Origin of the sequence: Streptomyces maremycinicus (assembly GCF_001184025.1) — a bacterium.
Lineage (GTDB): Bacteria > Actinomycetota > Actinomycetes > Streptomycetales > Streptomycetaceae > Streptomyces > Streptomyces maremycinicus.
Window position 1 is genome coordinate 223,067 of record NZ_BBYG01000017.1, and the last position, 18,252, is coordinate 241,318.

The 18,252-nt window shown below is 72.3% G+C and carries 17 protein-coding genes; 12 read left to right on the forward strand and 5 right to left on the reverse strand.

From position 1 onward, the window contains the following. Positions 1 to 208 precede the first annotated feature (208 nt). From aceE to AOQ37_RS26500, 3 genes are all read left to right on the forward strand, one after another. The gene (aceE, locus tag AOQ37_RS26490) at positions 209 to 2,914 is read left to right on the forward strand and encodes a pyruvate dehydrogenase (acetyl-transferring), homodimeric type (protein WP_062647585.1); all 2,706 of its coding nucleotides are present in this window, start codon (positions 209 to 211) and stop codon (positions 2,912 to 2,914) included. A 183-nt stretch (positions 2,915 to 3,097) separates the two neighbouring features. Further along, positions 3,098 to 4,153 carry a helix-turn-helix transcriptional regulator gene (locus AOQ37_RS26495; RefSeq protein ID WP_062647876.1) on the forward strand — a complete coding sequence of 352 codons (1,056 nt, stop codon included), beginning with the start codon at positions 3,098 to 3,100 and terminating at the stop codon, positions 4,151 to 4,153. Positions 4,154 to 4,220: 67 nt separating this feature from the next. Further along, entirely contained in the window at positions 4,221 to 4,742 is a 522-nt protein-coding gene (locus tag AOQ37_RS26500) for a DUF4240 domain-containing protein (protein ID WP_062647587.1), read from the forward strand. Between the two features lie 30 nt (positions 4,743 to 4,772). Here AOQ37_RS26500 and AOQ37_RS26505 read toward each other — a convergent pair whose 3' ends face one another. Beyond that, complete coding sequence (locus tag AOQ37_RS26505; RefSeq protein WP_062647878.1) at positions 4,773 to 4,988, reverse strand: hypothetical protein; 216 nt, start codon at positions 4,986 to 4,988, stop codon at positions 4,773 to 4,775. Between the two features lie 177 nt (positions 4,989 to 5,165). Further along, entirely contained in the window at positions 5,166 to 5,945 is a 780-nt protein-coding gene (locus AOQ37_RS26510) for a peptidoglycan recognition protein family protein (protein WP_199825090.1), read from the reverse strand. Between the two features lie 287 nt (positions 5,946 to 6,232). On the opposite strand from AOQ37_RS26510, the gene AOQ37_RS26515 reads away from it, so the two are divergent. Continuing rightward, complete coding sequence (locus AOQ37_RS26515; protein ID WP_062647589.1) at positions 6,233 to 7,417, forward strand: MarP family serine protease; 1,185 nt, start codon at positions 6,233 to 6,235, stop codon at positions 7,415 to 7,417. Between the two features lie 93 nt (positions 7,418 to 7,510). Here the strand turns inward: AOQ37_RS26515 and AOQ37_RS26520 are convergent, their stop codons facing one another. After that, entirely contained in the window at positions 7,511 to 8,008 is a 498-nt protein-coding gene (locus AOQ37_RS26520; protein ID WP_062647592.1) for a GNAT family N-acetyltransferase, read from the reverse strand. A 71-nt stretch (positions 8,009 to 8,079) separates the two neighbouring features. On the opposite strand from AOQ37_RS26520, the gene AOQ37_RS26525 reads away from it, so the two are divergent. Both AOQ37_RS26525 and AOQ37_RS26530 read left to right on the forward strand, forming a co-directional pair. Next, positions 8,080 to 8,973 carry a TIGR01777 family oxidoreductase gene (locus AOQ37_RS26525; protein ID WP_062647594.1) on the forward strand — a complete coding sequence of 298 codons (894 nt, stop codon included), beginning with the start codon at positions 8,080 to 8,082 and terminating at the stop codon, positions 8,971 to 8,973. Positions 8,974 to 9,134: 161 nt separating this feature from the next. Next, positions 9,135 to 10,553, forward strand: coding sequence for an NAD(P)/FAD-dependent oxidoreductase (locus AOQ37_RS26530; protein WP_062647596.1), 1,419 nt, complete (start codon positions 9,135 to 9,137; stop codon positions 10,551 to 10,553). Between the two features lie 163 nt (positions 10,554 to 10,716). Here AOQ37_RS26530 and AOQ37_RS26535 read toward each other — a convergent pair whose 3' ends face one another. Then, positions 10,717 to 12,249, reverse strand: a complete 1,533-nt coding sequence (locus AOQ37_RS26535) for an NsdA family TPR-like regulatory protein (RefSeq protein ID WP_062647598.1) — start codon at positions 12,247 to 12,249, stop codon at positions 10,717 to 10,719. Positions 12,250 to 12,494: 245 nt separating this feature from the next. On the opposite strand from AOQ37_RS26535, the gene lipB reads away from it, so the two are divergent. The 4 genes from lipB (at position 12,495) to AOQ37_RS26555 (ending at position 15,671) form a co-directional block, all read left to right on the forward strand. Next, positions 12,495 to 13,292, forward strand: a complete 798-nt coding sequence (lipB, locus tag AOQ37_RS26540) for a lipoyl(octanoyl) transferase LipB (protein ID WP_062647600.1) — start codon at positions 12,495 to 12,497, stop codon at positions 13,290 to 13,292. A gap of 116 nt (positions 13,293 to 13,408) precedes the next feature. Then, positions 13,409 to 14,374, forward strand: coding sequence for a lipoyl synthase (gene lipA / locus AOQ37_RS26545; protein ID WP_062647602.1), 966 nt, complete (start codon positions 13,409 to 13,411; stop codon positions 14,372 to 14,374). 316 nt (positions 14,375 to 14,690) lie between these two features. Beyond that, positions 14,691 to 14,891: an SCO2195 family GlnR-regulated protein gene (locus AOQ37_RS26550; protein WP_062647604.1), complete on the forward strand. Its 201-nt coding sequence runs from the start codon at positions 14,691 to 14,693 to the stop codon at positions 14,889 to 14,891. 78 nt (positions 14,892 to 14,969) lie between these two features. After that, positions 14,970 to 15,671 (forward strand): DUF4191 domain-containing protein, encoded by a 702-nt coding sequence (locus AOQ37_RS26555; RefSeq protein ID WP_062647607.1) that lies wholly within the window; start codon positions 14,970 to 14,972, stop codon positions 15,669 to 15,671. Positions 15,672 to 15,780: 109 nt separating this feature from the next. Here AOQ37_RS26555 and AOQ37_RS26560 read toward each other — a convergent pair whose 3' ends face one another. Further along, positions 15,781 to 16,248, reverse strand: a complete 468-nt coding sequence (locus AOQ37_RS26560) for an RDD family protein (protein ID WP_062647609.1) — start codon at positions 16,246 to 16,248, stop codon at positions 15,781 to 15,783. Between the two features lie 197 nt (positions 16,249 to 16,445). Here AOQ37_RS26560 and glnA point away from each other — a divergent pair, with 197 nt between their 5' ends. Together glnA and AOQ37_RS26570 are read left to right on the forward strand one after the other, a co-directional pair. Then, entirely contained in the window at positions 16,446 to 17,855 is a 1,410-nt protein-coding gene (glnA, locus tag AOQ37_RS26565) for a type I glutamate--ammonia ligase (protein ID WP_020126711.1), read from the forward strand. 137 nt (positions 17,856 to 17,992) lie between these two features. Beyond that, a complete protein-coding gene (locus AOQ37_RS26570) occupies positions 17,993 to 18,250 on the forward strand; it encodes an SCO2583/SCO2584 N-terminal domain-containing protein (RefSeq protein WP_062647611.1) in 258 nt (85 codons plus the stop codon). The last annotated feature ends 2 nt before the right edge of the window (positions 18,251 to 18,252 follow it).

Below are 18,252 nucleotides of genomic sequence, written 5' to 3' on the forward strand. Positions count from 1 at the left end.
GGCACCCCGTGCCTACTTTCTCGCAATCGAGAGGTTTTGCCCTTCAACCCTTTGATCGATCATCGATCAGGGGGTTACAGTCACCGACGGGCCGCGGACGGAGCCACCCATGGCACCGCACCGAGCCCACGCCCTGTCCTGCCAAAGACCAAGGGCACCCCCGGAACACCCTCACAGGGAACCCCCTTCGACTGAGGAAGGCGGCGACATGACCGACCCCCAGGCCATCCAGCCGAGCGCGCTCGACCAGCTCCCCGACCGTGACCCGGAGGAGACCGCCGAATGGCAGGCCTCCCTGGACGCGGTCGCCAAGGCGGCCGGGCCGCACCGTGCCGCATACCTGATGCGCCGCACGCTGGAGCGTGCCGAGGGCAACGGCATCGCGCTGCCCAAGCTGCTCGAGACGGACTACGTCAACACCATCCCCACCGCCGCCGAGCCGTCCGCGCCCGGTGACGAGGAGATGGAGCGGAAGATCACCGCGTGGAACCGCTGGAACGCGGCCGCGATGGTGACCCGGGGCAGCAAACACGGCGTCGGCGGCCACATCGCCACCTTCGCCTCCGCGGCCTGGCTCTACGAGACCGGCTTCAACCACTTCTTCAAGGGCAAGGAGGCCGACGGCTCGGGCGACCAGCTCTACATCCAGGGCCACGCCTCCCCCGGCATCTACGCCCGCGCCTTCCTCGACGGGCGGCTGACCGAGCAGCACCTCGACAACTTCCGTCAGGAGGCCGGCGGCAACGGCCTCCCGTCGTACCCGCACCCGCGCCGCCTGCCCTGGCTGTGGGAGTTCCCGACGGTGTCGATGGGCCTCGGCCCGCTCTCCGCCATCTACCAGGCGCGCTTCAACCGCTATCTCACCAACCGCGGCATCAAGGACGTCTCCGCGTCCCACGTGTGGGCGTTCCTCGGTGACGGCGAGATGGACGAGCCGGAGTCGACGGCGGCACTCGCACTCGCCTCCCGCGAGGGTCTCGACAACCTGACCTTCGTCATCAACTGCAACCTCCAGCGCCTCGACGGCCCGGTCCGCGCGAACTTCAAGATCGTGCAGGAGCTGGAGGCCCAGTTCCGCGGCGCGGGCTGGAACGTCATCAAGTCGCTGTGGGGTTCCGCCTGGGACGAGCTGTTCCGGCTCGACACCACGGGCGCGCTGGTCCGCCGGCTGCGCGAGGTACCGGACGCCCAGGTGCAGACGTACCAGACGCGCGGCGCCGCCTACATCCGCGAGGACTTCTTCGGCAAGGACCCGGCGCTCGCCGAGCTGGCGAAGCTGCTGAGCGACGACAAGATCCTCGAGTGTTTCCACCTCTCCCGCGGTGGCCACGAGGCGCGCAAGGTGTTCGCGGCGTACAAGGCGGCCGTGGAGTTCAAGGGCGCCCCGACGGTCATCCTGGCCCAGACGGTCAAGGGCCACACCCTCGGCGAGGGCTTCGCGTCGAAGAACGCCAACCACCAGATGAAGAAGCTCTCGGTGGACGAGTTCAAGACGATGCGCGACCTGCTGGAGCTGCCGATCTCGGACGCGCAGTTCGTCGACGGCGTGGTCCCCTACGGCCACCCCGGCGCCGACTCCCCCGAGGTCCGCTACCTCCAGGAGCGCCGCGCGGCCCTCGGCGGCCCGGCCCCGGCCCGCCGTACGCACGCGCTCGCGCCGCTGCCGGCCCCCGCCGACAAGGCGTTCGCCTCCTTCGACAAGGGCTCCGGCACGCAGAACGTCGCGACCACCATGGCGTTCGTCCGGCTGGTCAAGGACCTGGTCCGCGACAAGGAGACGGGCAAGCGCTGGGTGCCGATCGTCCCCGACGAGGCGCGCACCTTCGGCATGGAGAGCCTGTTCCCGTCGCTCGGGATCTACTCCCCCAAGGGCCAGACGTACGAGCCGGTCGACCGCGACCAGCTGATGTACTACAAGGAGGCCAAGAACGGCCAGATCCTCAACGAGGGGATCACCGAGGCCGGTTCGATGGCCGACTTCATCGCCGCGTCCACCGCGTACTCCACGCACGGTGAGGCGATGATCCCGTTCTACATCTTCTACTCGATGTTCGGCTGGCAGCGCACGGCCGACCAGATGTGGCAGCTCGGCGACCAGCTCGGCCGCGGCTTCCTCGTCGGCGCCACGGCCGGCCGGACGACCCTGACGGGCGAGGGCCTCCAGCACGCCGACGGCCACTCCCCGGTCATCGCCGCGACCAACCCTGCCGCCCTCAGCTACGACCCGGCGTTCGCCTACGAGATCGCGACGATCGTCAAGGACGGTCTGCGCCGGATGTACGGCGAGGCGGCCCCGGGCGAGGACCCGAACGTCTTCTACTACCTGACCGTCTACAACGAGCCGATGCCGCAGCCGGCCAAGCCGTCCGCGCCCGGTGTGGACCAGGGCATCCTCAAGGGCCTGTACCGCTTCAACACGGCGGAGTCGGCCGGCGTGGACGTGGCGGCGGCCAACGCCCCGCGCATCCAGCTGCTGGGCTCCGGCACGGCGATCCACTGGGTCCTGAAGGCGCAGCGCATGCTCGCCGAGGAGTGGGGTGTGGCCTCCGACGTGTGGTCCGCGACCTCCTGGACCGAGCTGCGCCGCGACGCGCTGGAGGCCGACGCGGCCCTGCTGCGCGGCGAGGAGCGCCTGCCGTACGTCCGTCAGGCCCTCCAGGGCGCCGAGGGCCCGGTCCTCGCCGTCACCGACTACATGCGCCAGGTCCCGGACCAGATCGCGCAGTGGGTCGAGCAGGACTGGTCCTCGCTCGGCGCGGACGGCTTCGGCCTCTCCGACACCCGTGAGGCGGCCCGCCGCCACTTCGGCGTCGACGCCCAGTCCATCGTCGTCGCGGCCCTCGCCCAGCTCGCCCGCCGCGGTGAGGTCAAGGCGACGGCGGTGAAGGAAGCGCGCGAGCGGTACGGGCTGTAGGCCCGGCGCTCTCGATCGGTGAAGGGGCCCGGCGCGGCATAAGCCGCCGGGCCCCTTCACCGTCGCGCCCTTTCGCCGTCGCACCCCTTCACCGTCGCACCCCTTCACCGTCGCACCCCTTCACCGTCGCACGGCTGGACGACCGGGCGCCGGAGCGCGGCCGAGGACCGGCAAGATGTGCGCATGCGCGCTGCCCGGCTCATCAAGATGGTGCTCCTTCTCCAGTCCCGGCCCACCATGACCGCGTCCGAGCTGGCACGGGAACTGGAGGTGTCTGAGCGGACCGTCACGCGGGACGCGCAGGCGCTGTCCGAGGCAGGCGTGCCGGTGTACGCGGAACGGGGACGGGCGGGGGGCTACCGGCTCGTCGGCGGCTACCGGACGCGGCTGACGGGGCTGGGACGCGGTGAGGCCGAGGCGCTGTTCCTGAGCGGGGTGCCGGGGGCGCTGCGGGAGATGGGCCTCGAGGACATCGCCTCGGCCGCGCGGCTGAAGGTGTCGGCGGCCCTGCTGCCCTCCCTGCGGGACGCCCCGCGTACGGCGGCGCAGCGGTTCCATCTGGACGCGCCCGCCTGGTTCCGCGAGCCCGCGGCGCCGGCCCTGCTGCCGGTGATCGCGGACGCGGTGTGGGACGACCGGCGCCTGAGCGCGCGCTACCGGCGCGGGGAGCGCGAGGTGACACGGGAGCTGGAGCCGTACGGGCTCGTGCTCAAGGCGGGGGTCTGGTATCTGTGCGCCCGGGTCGGCGGGACGGAGGCGGGGGCCGGGACGGAGGCGGGGGCCGGGGCCGGACCGGGGGCTGGAGCGGAGCCTGGGGCCGGAGCGGGGGCGTTCCGGACCTACCGGATCGACCGGTTCGTCGGGGCCGAGGCGATGAAGGATCGTTTCGTCAGGGACGAGGACTTCGATCTGCCCGCCTTCTGGGGCGCGCAGGCCGAGCGGTTCGCGCGGTCGATCCTGCGCGCCGAGGTGGTACTGCGGCTCTCGGAGGCGGGGGTGCGCGACCTGCCGTACGCCGTGGACCCGGTGGCCGCCCGGGACGCGCTGGCGGATGTCCCGGAGCCGGACGGGGCGGGCTGGGTGACCGTCACCCTGCGGGTCGAGTCGGAGGACGTGGCGCACACGCAGCTCGCGGCGCTGGGACCGGAGGCCGAGGTGCTCTCCCCCGTCACGCTGCGGGAGCGGTTCGCCGCGGCGGCGGTACGGCTGACGGAGCTCTACGGGCGTCGGGAAGGGTGAGGATCCCGCCGGAATCCCCGGCACTCCGGGTGCGTGGGGCCCTGCGAGGCACGATGCTGGACGCGTGATGGACGAGACGGAGTTCTGGGAGCTGGTGGACGCCTCCCGCGAGGCCGCCGATGGCGATCCCGAGGAGCAGGCCGACCTGCTCGTGGAGCGGCTGGTCCGGCTGGACCCGGACTCGGTGCTCGACTTCGCCCGGCACTTCGAGTCCCGCTACAACCGCGCCTACCGCTGGGACCTGTGGGGCGCGGCCTGGCTGCTGCTGGACGGGGCCAGCGACGACGCCTTCGACTTCTTCCGGTGCTGGCTGATCGGACAGGGCCGCGAGGTCTTCGAGGGCGCCCTGCACAACGACCCGGACTCGCTCGCCGATCTGCTGGACGACTTCGACGAGGAGATCGACGGGGACGGCGAGGAACTCGGCTACGCGGCCGACGAGGCCTACGAGCAGCTCACCGGGACCGTCGCCCCGGACCTGGGCATTCCGCCCGCGCCCGCCGAACCGGAGGGCACGCCGGTCGCTTTCGAGAACGAGGGGGCGCTGGCCGAGCGGTATCCCCGGCTGTGGCAGCGCTTCAAGGAGTGACACCGGCCGGTGGAGTGACCCGGCCGGTGGTCAGACCGTAAGCCTGCGGCGGGTGCTGTCCGCCGGGATGTAGGCCTGCGACCGGTCGACCCGCGCCGCGTGGTGCATCGGCGCCTCGTTGGCCCGCTCCAGCGCGGAGGCGGTGGCCGCGGCCGGGCCCAGGACGACCGCGGCGACGGCGCAGAGCACGGTCCAGGGGCTGCGGAGCGCCTTCGTCCAGGCCGGGTTCCGCTCGGCGCCGCCCACCGAGCCCGTGGCGCCCGCGCCTCCGGTGTTCCCGGCGTTGCCCGCGGCTCCCGTGCTCCCCGTGCTCCCCGTGCTCCCCGTGGACCGGTAGCGACTGCTGTTCATGATCCCCGCCTCCCGTCGGCTTGTGTTGTGCATGACCGTAGGACGCGGTAATGGGAGAACCCTGAACGCCGGCTAAGGCGTTCCTGTGAGACTTCCGGCGGCCCGGGACGCCGTTCTGCCCTGGAGCCGGGCCGCCCGCTCCCGGATCTCCGGCAGCCGCGCGGCGAGGGCGGCGCCGGGGCAGCTGGTCATGTAGCCGTCCTTGTGGCCGGCCAGCGCGGGAAGGGTGGCGGTGGCGCCGGCGGCGTACCGGCTTCGGCTGTTGCTGGAGGTGAGCCGGACCTCCGTGCGCGGGTCGATGTCGGACAGCCCGAGCTTCCAGGCGGTCAGGGCGGCGATCGCGTCGACCATCGCCTGGGGCACCGGTACCCCGGCGGTGAAGGTGCCCAGGGCGGCGATACCGGCCGTGCGGTGGTTGAAGCCCTGGGTGTGGGCGCCGGTGACGGGCCGGTCGACGCCGCCCGCGCGGCCCTCGTAGATCGTGCCGCAGCGGTCGACGAGGAAGTTGTAGCCGATGTCGTCCCAGTCCCGGGCGCCGGTCTGCCCCGCGTACAGGTAGCGGATGATGCGGGGCGCGTCGGCGCAGGCGTAGCCGTTGGGCGAGTCGGTGTGGTGCACGAAGACGGCGACGACCTTGTCGTCGTAGCGCGGGGGCGGCTGCGCGTGCCGGGCCAGGTCGTCCAGCCAGACGGCACGGGGCACGACGGGCGGCCGGACCGCCGGGTGGACGGCGGCGGGCCGGGCGGCGGGCGGGCGGGCGCCCGAGCCGGCCGAGGCGGCGTGGTCGACGCCGCCCGCGCACAGCCCCAGGGCGGCCACGGCGGCGAACCCGGGCAGGCAGCCCAGGAGCACGAGGACCGGGCCCGGTATCCGCGCCGGGCGGCGTCCTCGCGTTCCGCGCGCGCCGCGGGGAGCCGGTCGAAGGGCACACATGAACCCACTGTCGGCCTGTTCCGGTCCGTCCGCGATGTGTGCTGTGCCACCTGGTGGAACCAATCTCCCGGTCCACGACGTTTTCCGGGGTACACGCGCGCGTGGCTGGTTCGCACGTTCACCCGCGCGTGATCGATGGGTAGCTGATCACTGGCCCCTTCCCGCACGTACTCACCGACCAGGGGTTCCAAGAGAAAGGCGGCCGCGTGGACCTGCTCGACATCCTGCTGGTGCTGGTCATCCTGGCCTACGCCGGCTCCGGCTACCGGCGCGGACTGGTGGCCGGCTGTGTCTCGCTCGCCGGTTTCGTGGGCGGCGCGGTGATCGGCGTCTGGGTCCTGCCGTGGGTGATGGACCTGGTGACACCGGGGACCACGGCGGCGACGGTGACGGCGGTGGTCACGGTCCTCCTGCCCGCGGTGGCCGGGCACGAGCTGGCGGGCCGGCTGGCGCTGCGGCTGCGGCGGGAGCTGGACCGCGGGCCGCTCAGGGTGGCCGACGGGGTCGGCGGAGCGGCGGCGAACGCGGTGGCGGTGCTGATCGTGGCGTGGGTGGCGGCGAGCGTGCTGGGCGCGTCCTCGTCCCCGGTGGTCACCTCGTCCATACGGGACTCCCGGCTGCTGGGAGCCGTGCAGGACGCGATGCCGGACACCACGCCCACCTGGTTCGCGCGCGCCACCTCGGCGCTGACCGAGGCGGGTTTCCCGCAGGTCTTCAACCCCTTCGAGAACGAGTCGACGGCCGAGGTCGCCAAGCCCACCGGCGACAGCGTCACCGCGAGCGCGACCGAGGCGGCCAAGCTGAGCACGGTGAAGATCGAGGGCGTGGCGGGCGACCAGGGCCGTGAGGGCAGCGGCTTCGTGTACGCGAGCGAGCATGTGATGACCAACGCGCACGTGGTGGCGGGCATCGACGACCCGACCGTACGGATCGGCGGTGTGGGCCGGTCGTACGACGCGCGCGTGGTGCTCTTCGACCCGGACAAGGACGTGGCCGTGCTGTACGTGCCGGACCTGAGGGCGCCCGTCCTGGGTTTCGACGACGACGCCTCGCGCGGTGACTCGGCGGTCGTCGCCGGCTATCCGCAGGACGGCGATCTGAACCTCCAGGCGGCGACGGTCGCGAACCGGGTGAAGGCGACCGGCCGGAACATCTACAACGACGAGATCGTCACCCGGGAGATCTACTCGATCCGCTCCACCGTGCGGCCCGGCAACTCGGGCGGCCCGCTGCTGACCACAGCGGGCCGGGTCTACGGCGTCGTCTTCGCCCGCTCCACCTCCGACGACGAGACGGGGTACGTGCTCACGGCGGACGAGGTGGCCGGCGACGCCCGGCGGGCGGCGAAGGCGACGGAACAGGTGGACACGGGCCGTCTGGCGACCTCCTGAGCCCGCGCGGAGGCCGTACGTAGCGCGGCGCGGCGCGGGGCCATGGCGCGGGGCGGGGGCCGGTGCCCGGTGCGGAGGCCGTGGCGCGGGGCGTTACAGCGGGCGCCCCATGAACACGTCGTCCACGTACTCCCCGCCCAGCAGGAACTCCTCCGGCAGCACGCCCTCCACCACGAACCCCTCGGACTCGTAGAGCCGCCGGGCGGGGGCGTTGTGGCCGAGGACGCGCAGGGTGATCCGGCGGGCGCCCTGTCGGCGGGCCTCGTCCAGGGCGGCGCGGATCAGCGCCCGTCCGACGCCCCGGCCGCGCCCCTCGTCGAGGACGGCCAGGCCCTGTATCTGCCGGACGTGCGCGTTGCAGGCGAGCGGGGTGGGCGGGGCGAGGCGGACGTAGCCGATGACCCGGTCGTCCACCTCGGCGACCAGGTAGTCCTCGGGGACATGGCGGTCGTCGAAGAAGGGGCCGTACGGCGGCACCGGCTCGGGCATGACCGCGTGCAGGGTGGACCAGGTCAGCCGGTCGACGAGGGCCAGCGCCTCGGCGTCGGCGGGTCGTGCGGTGCGGATACGGGGTGCGGAAGGTCCGGGCATGGCCGTCACCTTATGGCGGGGCGGCGGCGACCGGACCGGGGTTTTCCCCGGCCACGGGGCAGGATGGCGGCATGGAACGTGAGCGAATCGCGGTGGCCGGTGCGTCCGGCCTGATCGGCAGCGCCCTGGTGCGGTCTCTGACCGCGGACGGGCACGAGGTGGTGCGCCTGGTGCGCCGTGCGCCCCAGGGCGCGGACGAGGTGCGCTGGGACCCCGAGCACGGGCGGGTGGACACGGCGGGTCTCGCCGGGTGCGACGCCGTGGTCAATCTGGCCGGGGCGGGGGTCGGCGACCGGCGCTGGAGCGAGGAGTACAAGAAGCGGATCCACGACAGCCGGGTCAACGGGACGACGGCGCTGGCGAAGGCCGTGGCCTCGCTCGACGAACGGCCGCGGGTGTTCGTGAACGGCAGCGCGATGGGTCTGTACGGCGAGACGGGCGACCGGGTCGTGGACGAGGACTCGCCCGCCGGGACCGGCTTCCTGCCGGAACTGTGCGTGGAGTGGGAGGCGGCCGCGGGCCCCGCCCGGGAAGCGGGTGTCCGTACGGTCTTCACCCGGACCGGGCTGGTCGTGGCGCGCGGCGGCGGGGCCTGGGGCAAGCTGTTCCCCCTCTTCAAGGCCGGGCTCGGCGGGCGGATGGGCGACGGCCGGCAGTACTGGTCGTACATCGCCCTGCACGACGAGGTGGCGGCGATCCGGCATCTGCTCGCCCGGGACGACCTGTCGGGTCCGTTCAACCTGACCGCGCCCGAGCCGCTGCCGAACCGTGAGATCACCGAGGCGATGGGGCGCGTGCTGCGCCGGCCGACGCTGTTCGCGGTGCCGGCGCCGGTACTGCGCTCGGTGCTGGGCGAGATGGCCGGGGACGTGCTGGGGAGCGCGCGGGTGGTGCCGAAGCGACTGCTGGAGTCCGGGTTCACCTTCGCGTTCCCCGGGATCGAGGACGCCATCCGGGCAGCGTGATCCTTCACGTGACCGCATGCGACCGTCGTGCGACCGTGCACGGTCCATGCGCGACTGTTCCTGACCGATCACGGCCCTAACCTCGACCCGAACTCGGGTATCCGGGACGGCTGTTGGGGGCATGACGTCTCCACCGGCCGCGCAACCTCGAGGAGGGGCACGTGCTTGAGCCCGCGTACCAGGCAGACGTCGTCGTGGTGGGAGCCGGAGTCGCCGGACTCTCCGCCGCGCACCGACTGGCCAGCGCAGGAGTAACGACCGCAGTCCTGGAGGCCGCCCAGTGCGTCGGCGGCCGCATGTCGACGGAGAAGGTCGACGGGTTCCGGCTCGACCGGATCGGACAGCTGCTGTCCACGGCCTATCCGGAACTGGCCCTGACACCGGGGCTGGACGCGCTCACCCTGCGTCCGTTCGCGCCGGGGGTGCTGCTGCACAGCGACGGGCGCCATCACCGCGCGGGCGCGCAGGCGGGCGCGGGGAGCGCAAGGGGCGCATTGCACGCCGTACGCGCCCTGGCGAGCGTTCCCCGGCCCGGCGCGCTGCCCAGGCCGCGCGCCGGCGGCTCCCCGGCCGCGCAGGTGCGGCCGGCGCCGCCGCCCAGGGTCCGGGCGGGCGCGCCGCTGGGCACCGCCGTGGACCAGGCCCGGCTGGGCGCCGCGCTCACCCGGCTCGCGGTCACCCCCGCCGAACGGCTGATGCGCCGCCCGGAGGCGCCGGCCGCCCAGGCCCTCGCCGCCCGCGGGCTGCCCGCCCGCACGATCGACGGCTTCCTGCGTCCGCTGCTCGCCGCGCTGCTCTGCGACCCGGACCTCACCACCTCCAGCCGGTGCGCGGACCTGGCGCTGCGCGCCTTCGCGGCCGGCCGACTGTCCCTGCCGGAGGGCGGGGCCGAGGTGCTGCCCGAGCTGCTCGCGCGGACGCTGCCGCCGGGCACCGTGCACACGGGAGTGCGGGTCACCTCGGTCTCCACGACCTCGGTGACCACCGCCGAGCACGGCGAGTTCCGCTGCCGTGCCGTGCTGGTCGCCACCGACGCGCGCACCGCGGCGGAGCTGCTGCCCGGGCTGCGGGTGCCCGACTTCCATCCCGTGACGGTCGTCCACCACACGACGGACGACCCGCCCGAGACCGGTGCGTCGCTGCTCCTCGACGCCGACCGGGGCGGGCCGGTCGCGCACACGGCCGTGGTCAGCCGGGTCGACCCCGCCCGCGCGCCCGCGGGACGCGCGCTGATCTCCACCACGGTCCTCGGCACTCCGCCGCCGGGCGTCGACACCGCCGTCCGCGTGCATCTGTCCCGGCTGTACGGCACCTCGACCGCGCGCTGGGAGACGCTGGCCGTGCATCACACCGCCGAGGCCGTCCCGGCGATGCGGGCGCCGCACGATCTGCGGCGGGCGGTGCGGTTGCTGGCCGGCCTGTACGTGTGCGGGGACCACCGGGACACCAGCACCGTGCAGGGCGCGCTGCACTCGGCGCACCGGGCCGCGGCGGCGATCGTCTCCGATCTCGGCGCCGCCGGTTCCCTGCACGCCGCCGATCCGGCCCCGAGGGCCCGCCAGGAGCAGGCGGCGGCCTGACCGCCCGCCCCCGGGGGTTCCGCGACCGGAGCCCTCCGCCCCCGGACCCCTTCGGCCCTGAACGGGCCTCGTACTCGATCGCCGGACGGGCCGAAGTGCCCGACCGGGACAGGTGGTGGGCACAGGCCGGGTCCGGGGGGCGGCCCCGGCCGGGGCGGAGGTCTCAGCCCAGGGCCGAGACCTTGTCGCGGTAGGTGCGGGCCGGGGCCGCGTCCTTGTACGGCTCCAGCCTGCGCTCGAAGTCCCGGACGTACTCCAGGGCCCGTACGGACCGCATCTCCGCGGCCTGCCCGGCCGCCTCCGCCGCCAGCTGGCAGGCCTGGTCGAGCTCCCCGAGGCCGAGCCGGGCTGAGGCGAGGACGACCCGACAGAACACCCGGCTGCGGGCGTGCGCGGCGGGCCGCAGCTGGAGGGAGCGTTCGGCGTGCTGGGCCGCCGCCCGGAACTGCTGGAGGTCGCGGTGGCAGTGCCCGAACTCGTCGGCGAGCTGCGCCTCGTCGAAGAAGCGCGCCCAGTGCGGCACCTCGTCGCCGGACTTGGCCGCCTCCAGCGCGCGTTCGGCCCGGACCAGGGCGGCGGTCGAGGCACGCACCTCGCCGAGCACCCCGTGCCCGCGCGCCTCCGCCGAGTGCAGCAGCGCCTGCACGACGGCCGGGGCGCCCGTGCCGACCCCCTGCTGGGCCACCCGCGCGAGCTGCACGGCCTCGCGCCCGTGGCCGAGATAGACGGCCTGGCGGCTCATGGTGACGAGGACGAAGGAGCCGTACGCCCGGTCGCCGGCCGCCTGGGAGAGGCGCAGGGCCTGGACGAAGTAGCGCTGGGCCAGGCCGTGCGCGGCGATGTCGAAGGAGGTCCAGCCCGCGAGGCGGGTCAGGTCGGCGGCCGCGCCGAACAGCCGGCGGCCGGTCTGCTCGCTGTAGGCGCCCCGCAGCATCGGCTCGCACTCGTGCTCCAGGTAGCGCACGAGGGCCTGGCGGGCGTGGCCGCCGCCGTACCGGTCGTCGAGGGTGCGGAAGAGTTCGCCCACCGAGCGCAGCGCGGAGATGTCACCGCCGGTGACCCGCTGGCCGAGGCCCCGGTCACCTCCCCGGTCCCCGCCCTGGCCGCGCTGCCGGGGGACGGCCGCCGGCCCCGGCAGCAGCTGGGCCGGCGCTGCCACGAGCGGCGCGGAGGCGGGCTGCTGGGGCGCGGCGGGCCGGGGCGCCGAGCGACCCTGGACGGGCACCCGGGCGGTGGGCTCGCTGCGGGCCACCTTCTCGTCGGCCCGTCCGATCAGCCAGTCACGGCTGGGTACGACCAGTCCCGCCGGGGTGAAGGCGATCTTGCGGAGCTCGGCGTGGCTGCCGGAGTCCTTGCGCCACAGGCCGCCGACGATGTCGATGGCCTCCTCGGGGGTGCCGGCGAACTCCAGACCCGCGTAGACGGGGGCGCAGGCGTCCAGGCCGAGGTCCTGGGCGGTGAGGCGACGGCCCAGGCGCCGGGTGAAGACCTCGGCGATGAGCGCGGGGGTGGTGCCCCGGGGCTGCTGCCCACGCAGCCACCGGGTGACGGACGTCTTGTCGTATCTGAGGTCCAGCCCGTGCTCGAGACCGAGCTGATCGACACGACGGGCCAGTCCCGCGTTGGAGAAGCCCGCTTCTGCGATGAGCGCGGCTAGCTGGCGGTTGGGCGTGCGCTGCGCGGGTCGTTCCGTCATCTGCGGTGCGGTCTCCTGCCTCCCGGGCCTTTGACGTGCCCGGATGAAGTGCCCTGCTGCTGTGAGCAGCCCTTTTGGCCTCGTGAACGGCGCGAATGTAGCGGAGCGTAAGCAGCCGGTCGCACATATCGACGTTCATTCATCCGATCGTGTGAGGATTGACCCCAGGGCTGACGCGAAGCGCGCGGACGTACAGTGGCTTGGGCGCTCGACGCGCCTGACGACTTTCCAGGGAGGCGCTTGCCGTGAGCGAGCTGCGGTTCGTGCGGATGGGGTTCGGCGGGGACGCCGTCGAGTACCGGGAGGCGTGGGACGAGCAACGCCGCGTGCACGCGGCACGGTTCACCGACGAGGTCCCGGACACCGTGCTGCTCCTGGAGCACCCGCCGGTGTACACCGCGGGCCGGCGCACCACCGACGACGAGCGCCCGCTGGACGGCACCCCCGTCGTGGACGTGGACCGCGGCGGCAAGATCACCTGGCACGGGCCGGGCCAGCTCGTGGGGTACCCGATCCTGAAGCTGCCGCGGCCGGTGGACGTCGTGGCCCATGTGCGACGCCTGGAGGACGCCCTCATCCGCACGTGCGCGGAGTTCGGGCTCGAGACCTCCCGGGTGGAGGGCCGCAGCGGGGTGTGGGTGCTCGGCGACCCGGTGGAGCGGCGTCCGTCGCTCGGCGGCCTGTCGCTGGACTTCGACCCCCGGCTCACCGACGAGGAGTTCGATCCGCGGCTGAACGGGCCGGAGTACGCCCCCTCGAACGCGGGCCAGCGGCGCGAGGACCGCAAGATCGCGGCGATCGGCATCCGGGTCGCCAAGGGCGTCACGATGCACGGCTTCGCGCTCAACGTGAACCCGGACAACAAGTGGTTCGACCGGATCATCCCGTGCGGGATCCGGGACGCGGGGGTCGCCTCGCTGGCCGACGAGCTGGGCCGGGAGATCACGATCGACGAGGTGCTGCCGGTCGTGGAGCGGCACCTGAAGGACGTCCTCGAGAACGCGGAACCGAAGCCGCGGGAGATCGAGAAGGCGACCGCCTGACCGGGAATGCGCCCCCAGCCCCTGAGGTTGGCCTCACAGCAGAACCCGGTAAACACGGGCGTACCCTGGTGTACGCCGAAGAATCGAAAGTCTACGCAGACAGGCAGGGAGCCGACGTGTCCGCAGTCGCACCCGACGGACGCAAGATGCTGCGCCTGGAGGTCCGCAACAGCCAGACCCCCATCGAGCGCAAGCCCGATTGGATCAAGACCCGGGCGAAAATGGGTCCCGAGTACACCAAGATGCAGAACCTCGTGAAGAGCGAGGGCCTGCACACCGTGTGCCAGGAAGCCGGCTGCCCCAACATCTACGAGTGCTGGGAAGACCGCGAGGCCACCTTCCTGATCGGTGGCGACCAGTGCACGCGGCGCTGCGACTTCTGCCAGATCGACACCGGCAAGCCCGAGGCGCTGGACCGGGACGAGCCGCGGCGCGTCGGTGAGTCCGTCGTCACGATGGACCTGAACTACGCCACCATCACCGGCGTCGCCCGCGACGACCTGGCGGACGGTGGGGCGTGGCTCTACGCCGAGACCGTCCGGCAGATCCACGCGCAGACCGCCGAGCGGGAGGCCGGGCGCACCAAGGTCGAACTGCTCGCCCCCGACTTCAACGCCGTTCCGGAGCAGCTGGCGGAGGTCTTCTCCTCCCGGCCCGAGGTCTTCGCGCACAACGTGGAGACCGTCCCGCGGATCTTCAAGCGGATCCGGCCCGGCTTCCGTTACGAGCGCTCGCTGGGCGTCATCACGGCGGCCCGCGACTACGGGCTCGTCACCAAGTCGAACCTGATCCTCGGCATGGGCGAGACGCGCGAGGAGGTCAGCGAGGCGCTTCGGCAGCTGCACGAGGCCGGCTGCGAGCTGGTCACCATCACGCAGTACCTGCGGCCCTCCGTGCGGCACCACCCGGTGGAGCGCTGGGTCAAGCCGCACGAGTTCGTGGAGCTGAAGGAGGAGGCCGACCAGATCGGCTTCTCCGGCGTGATGTCGGGCCCGCTGGTACGGTCCTCCTACCGTGCCGGGCGCCTGTACCAGATGGCCGTCGAGAAGCGCGGCGCGTTCATCGCCTCGCAGGCCGTCTGACGCGACGTCAGCCCCCTTGCGCCGTACGGCCGCAGGCCGACTGTGTGAACTCGCGCACAAGGTATTACCCGCCAGTAGTGACCGATATGACGCGGCCCCGGCCGTCCTCGCAGATGAGGGCGTACGCCGGGGTCGCGTCAGCGTTTCGGCCCTGCGCATCAAGGCTTCATTCGTGTTTGACCGGTCGGTCACGCCCTGGTAACACCAAACAGTGACGCTGGTATCACGTCACGTGCAGCACGCCTTCCGGCACCACGCTTTCCCGCACCGCCCAGCCCTGCCCCGTACCCGAAGCCGTCCGAGGGGGACACCCACCATGCAGGCCGCGCCCGTTCGCGCCACCGCGATCCCGACCTTCAGCACCGCACTGCGCGCCGTCGAGTCGCTGCTCATGAGCAGCGGCCAGCGCACCGCCCGTCGCAACGCCTGGACCTCCGTCCTCGAGGACCGCCGTCGCGCCAAGGACCGGGTCGAGGCGCAGCGCGTCCTCGAAGCGGTCACCTCCGGCCGCCCCTGACCCACCCCCTCCCCGCACTCCCCACACCTCCCCCTCCTGCCGTCGTAGGCACTTCCGAGGCCACGTAGACTTCGTGGCATGGCGAGAAGTGACAGCGCGGCGGACGCCGCTAACCCCGGGCGACTGAAGCAGATCGCCCTGACGTTCAAGATGACCCGCAAGGCCGACAAGACGATCGGTTTTGTGCTCGCGGGTGTCTTCCTCATCACCTTCGGCGTCTTTCTCGCGATCGGTTTCCTGATCGGCCACCCGGTCTACCTGGGCATCCTGGGCTTCCTGCTCGCCTTCCTCGCGACGGCGATCGTGTTCGGGCGCCGGGCCGAGCGGGCCGCCTTCGGCCAGATGGAGGGCCAGCCGGGCGCTGCCGCGGCCGTCCTCGACAACATCGGCCGGGGCTGGACGACGACCCCCGCGGTGGCGATGAACCGCAGCCAGGACGTGGTGCACCGGGCCGTCGGCAAGGCCGGCATCGTCCTGGTCGCCGAGGGCAACCCGAACCGGGTGAAGAGCCTGCTGGCCGCCGAGAAGAAGAAGATGAACCGCATCGTCGCGGACGTGCCGGTACACGATGTGATCGTCGGTACGGGCGAGGGCCAGGTGCCGCTGAAGAAGCTGCGCACCACCCTGCTGAAGTACCCGCGGGTCCTGGCCGGCCCGCAGGTGACGGCCACCAACGACCGGCTGCGCGCCATGGGCGACCTGATGAGCAACATGCCGCTGCCGAAGGGCCCGATGCCGAAGGGCATGCGCCTGCCGAAGGGCGGCGGCAAGGCCCGCTGAGTCGCCTTCCCCACGTCACGAAGGGGGCGCCCGGATCACTCCGGGCGCCCCCTTCGTCGTACGACCGCCTTCGCCGTACGTGCGCCCCTCGTCCTACGTCGGCCGGACCCTAGATCCGCACTTCCACCGTGCGGGCCAGGCGGTCGTGCAGGCCGCGGCCGTCGCGGTCCCAGACCAGGGCCGGGACGGCCAGGCAGAGCAGCACCGTGCGCGCCACGGCACGCAGCGGGCTGACGGTGCCGGTCTCGACGGACACCACCCGCAGGCCGAACAGGCGTTTGCCCGGGGTGGAGCCGACCGTGCCGACCGTCAGGACGCTCAGCACGAAGAAGACGAGCAGGGCCCAGTTGCTCGTCGCCGGGCGATAGCCGTCCGTGATCAAGCTGTATGCGATCAGGACGCCGAAGCCCCAGTCCACGGCCAGCGCACCGAGCCGCCGGCCCGGACGGGCGATGGAGCCGGGCCCGTGCTCCGGCAGACCGAGCTGCTCGCCCCTGTATCCGAAGTCGACACCGGCTTCCTCGGCGGCCGCGCGGGGTCCCGAGAGCCACGAGCCGATTGCATCCCTGTTGTCCACCCGACCACGGTACTGCGCCCGTTTCGCGATACGGACAGGTGGGGTACACCGGGCAGGCTCCGGTTAACTTGTGCGAAACAAATGGGTCACGCCCGAGAAATCACCCGTCCCTAGGGTCGATGTCAGCGTGTGCCACCGCACTGGCCGCACGAACGAACTACCACCCCGGCTCGACGGCCGGGAGTAGGAGGAGCTGGATGTTCCAGAACGCCGACGAGGCCAAGAAGTTCATCGCGGACGAGGACGTCAAGTTCGTCGACGTCCGCTTCTGTGACCTGCCGGGCGTCATGCAGCACTTCACGCTGCCGGTCGAGGCGTTCGACCCGGACGAGGAGCTGGCCTTCGACGGCTCGTCGATCCGCGGTTTCCAGGCCATCCACGAGTCCGACATGGCGCTGCGCGCCGACCTGTCGACCTCGCGCGTGGACCCCTTCCGCCGCGACAAGACGCTGAACATCAACTTCTTCATCCATGACCCGATCACGGGCGAGCAGTACTCCCGTGACCCGCGCAACGTGGCGAAGAAGGCGGAGGCCTACCTGGCGTCGACCGGTATCGCCGACACCGCGTACTTCGGCCCCGAGGCCGAGTTCTACGTCTTCGACAGCGTGCGCTTCCAGACCTCCGCGAACGAGTCGTTCTACCACATCGACTCCGAGGCCGGCGCCTGGAACACCGGTGCGCTCGAGAACAACCGCGGTTACAAGGTCCGCTACAAGGGCGGCTACTTCCCGACCCCGCCGGTCGACCACTTCGCCGACCTGCGTGCGGAGATCTCCCTGGAGCTGGCCGCGTCCGGCCTCCAGGTCGAGCGTCAGCACCACGAGGTGGGCACCGCCGGCCAGGCCGAGATCAACTACAAGTTCAACACGCTGCTCGCCGCGGCCGACGACCTCCAGCTCTTCAAGTACATCGTGAAGAACGTCGCCTGGCGCAACGGCAAGACCGCGACCTTCATGCCGAAGCCGATCTTCGGCGACAACGGCTCGGGCATGCACGTCCACCAGTCCCTGTGGACCGGCGGCTCCCCGCTGTTCTACGACGAGGCCGGCTACGCGGGCCTGTCGGACATGGCCCGCTACTACATCGGCGGCATCCTCAAGCACGCCCCGTCGCTGCTGGCCTTCACCAACCCGACGGTGAACTCCTACCACCGTCTGGTCCCGGGCTTCGAGGCCCCGGTCAACCTGGTGTACTCGCAGCGCAACCGCTCCGCCGCCATGCGTATCCCGATCACGGGCTCCAACCCGAAGGCCAAGCGCGTCGAGTTCCGCGCGCCCGACTCCTCCGGCAACCCGTACCTGGCGTTCTCCGCCCTGCTGCTCGCGGGCCTGGACGGCATCAAGAACAAGATCGAGCCGGCCGAGCCGATCGACAAGGACCTCTACGAGCTGGCCCCCGAGGAGCACGCGGGCGTCGCGCAGGTCCCGACCTCGCTCCCGGCCGTCCTCGACCGCCTCGAGGCGGACCACGAGTTCCTGCTCGCCGGCGACGTCTTCACGTCCGACCTGATCGAGACGTGGATCGACTACAAGCGCACCAACGAGATCGCCCCGCTCCAGCTCCGCCCGCACCCGCACGAGTTCGAGCTGTACTACGACGTGTGACCGGCCCCGGGCCGTTCGGTCCCTGAGTTCGTCCGCCCCCGTTTCCTGTTTCTCAGGGACGGGGGCGTCGTCGTATGGTTTCTGGCACTGCTGTTCGAAGGGAAGACCTCGGCAGAGGTGACGGGGGAGAGACGGACATGTCCGAACAGGACGATGGGGAGCGGGAGTTCGACCTCAAGTGGGCGGACGCCGCGGCGCACACGGAACCCTCGGCGCGGGCCCGGATGCTGGCCGCCCGCTGGAGGGAGAACCCGCCCGAGCCGGTCCCCTTCCGCAGCGGCCCGGACCGGGTGGCATCGCCCCGCTCGTCGTGGGTGTCGACGACGATCGTCCTGGGCTGCGTCGCCGCGGTGATCCTCCTGCTGGGGTACACGCGGTTCCGTGCGCAGTACTGAGG

Bases quoted from the DNA above. Each gene is read 5' to 3' on its own strand.
- AOQ37_RS26520 (WP_062647592.1), bottom strand. From the start codon at position 8,008: ATGCCCGGACCTTCCGCACCCCGTATCCGCACCGCACGACCCGCCGAC.
- AOQ37_RS26555 (WP_062647607.1), top strand. From the start codon at position 14,970: ATGGCGAGAAGTGACAGCGCGGCGGACGCCGCTAACCCCGGGCGACTG.
- AOQ37_RS26570 (WP_062647611.1), top strand. From the start codon at position 17,993: ATGTCCGAACAGGACGATGGGGAGCGGGAGTTCGACCTCAAGTGGGCG.
- AOQ37_RS26500 (WP_062647587.1), top strand. From the start codon at position 4,221: ATGGACGAGACGGAGTTCTGGGAGCTGGTGGACGCCTCCCGCGAGGCC.
- AOQ37_RS26495 (WP_062647876.1), top strand. From the start codon at position 3,098: ATGCGCGCTGCCCGGCTCATCAAGATGGTGCTCCTTCTCCAGTCCCGG.
- AOQ37_RS26550 (WP_062647604.1), top strand. From the start codon at position 14,691: ATGCAGGCCGCGCCCGTTCGCGCCACCGCGATCCCGACCTTCAGCACC.
- AOQ37_RS26535 (WP_062647598.1), bottom strand. From the start codon at position 12,249: ATGACGGAACGACCCGCGCAGCGCACGCCCAACCGCCAGCTAGCCGCG.
- AOQ37_RS26525 (WP_062647594.1), top strand. From the start codon at position 8,080: ATGGAACGTGAGCGAATCGCGGTGGCCGGTGCGTCCGGCCTGATCGGC.
- aceE (WP_062647585.1), top strand. From the start codon at position 209: ATGACCGACCCCCAGGCCATCCAGCCGAGCGCGCTCGACCAGCTCCCC.
- glnA (WP_020126711.1), top strand. From the start codon at position 16,446: ATGTTCCAGAACGCCGACGAGGCCAAGAAGTTCATCGCGGACGAGGAC.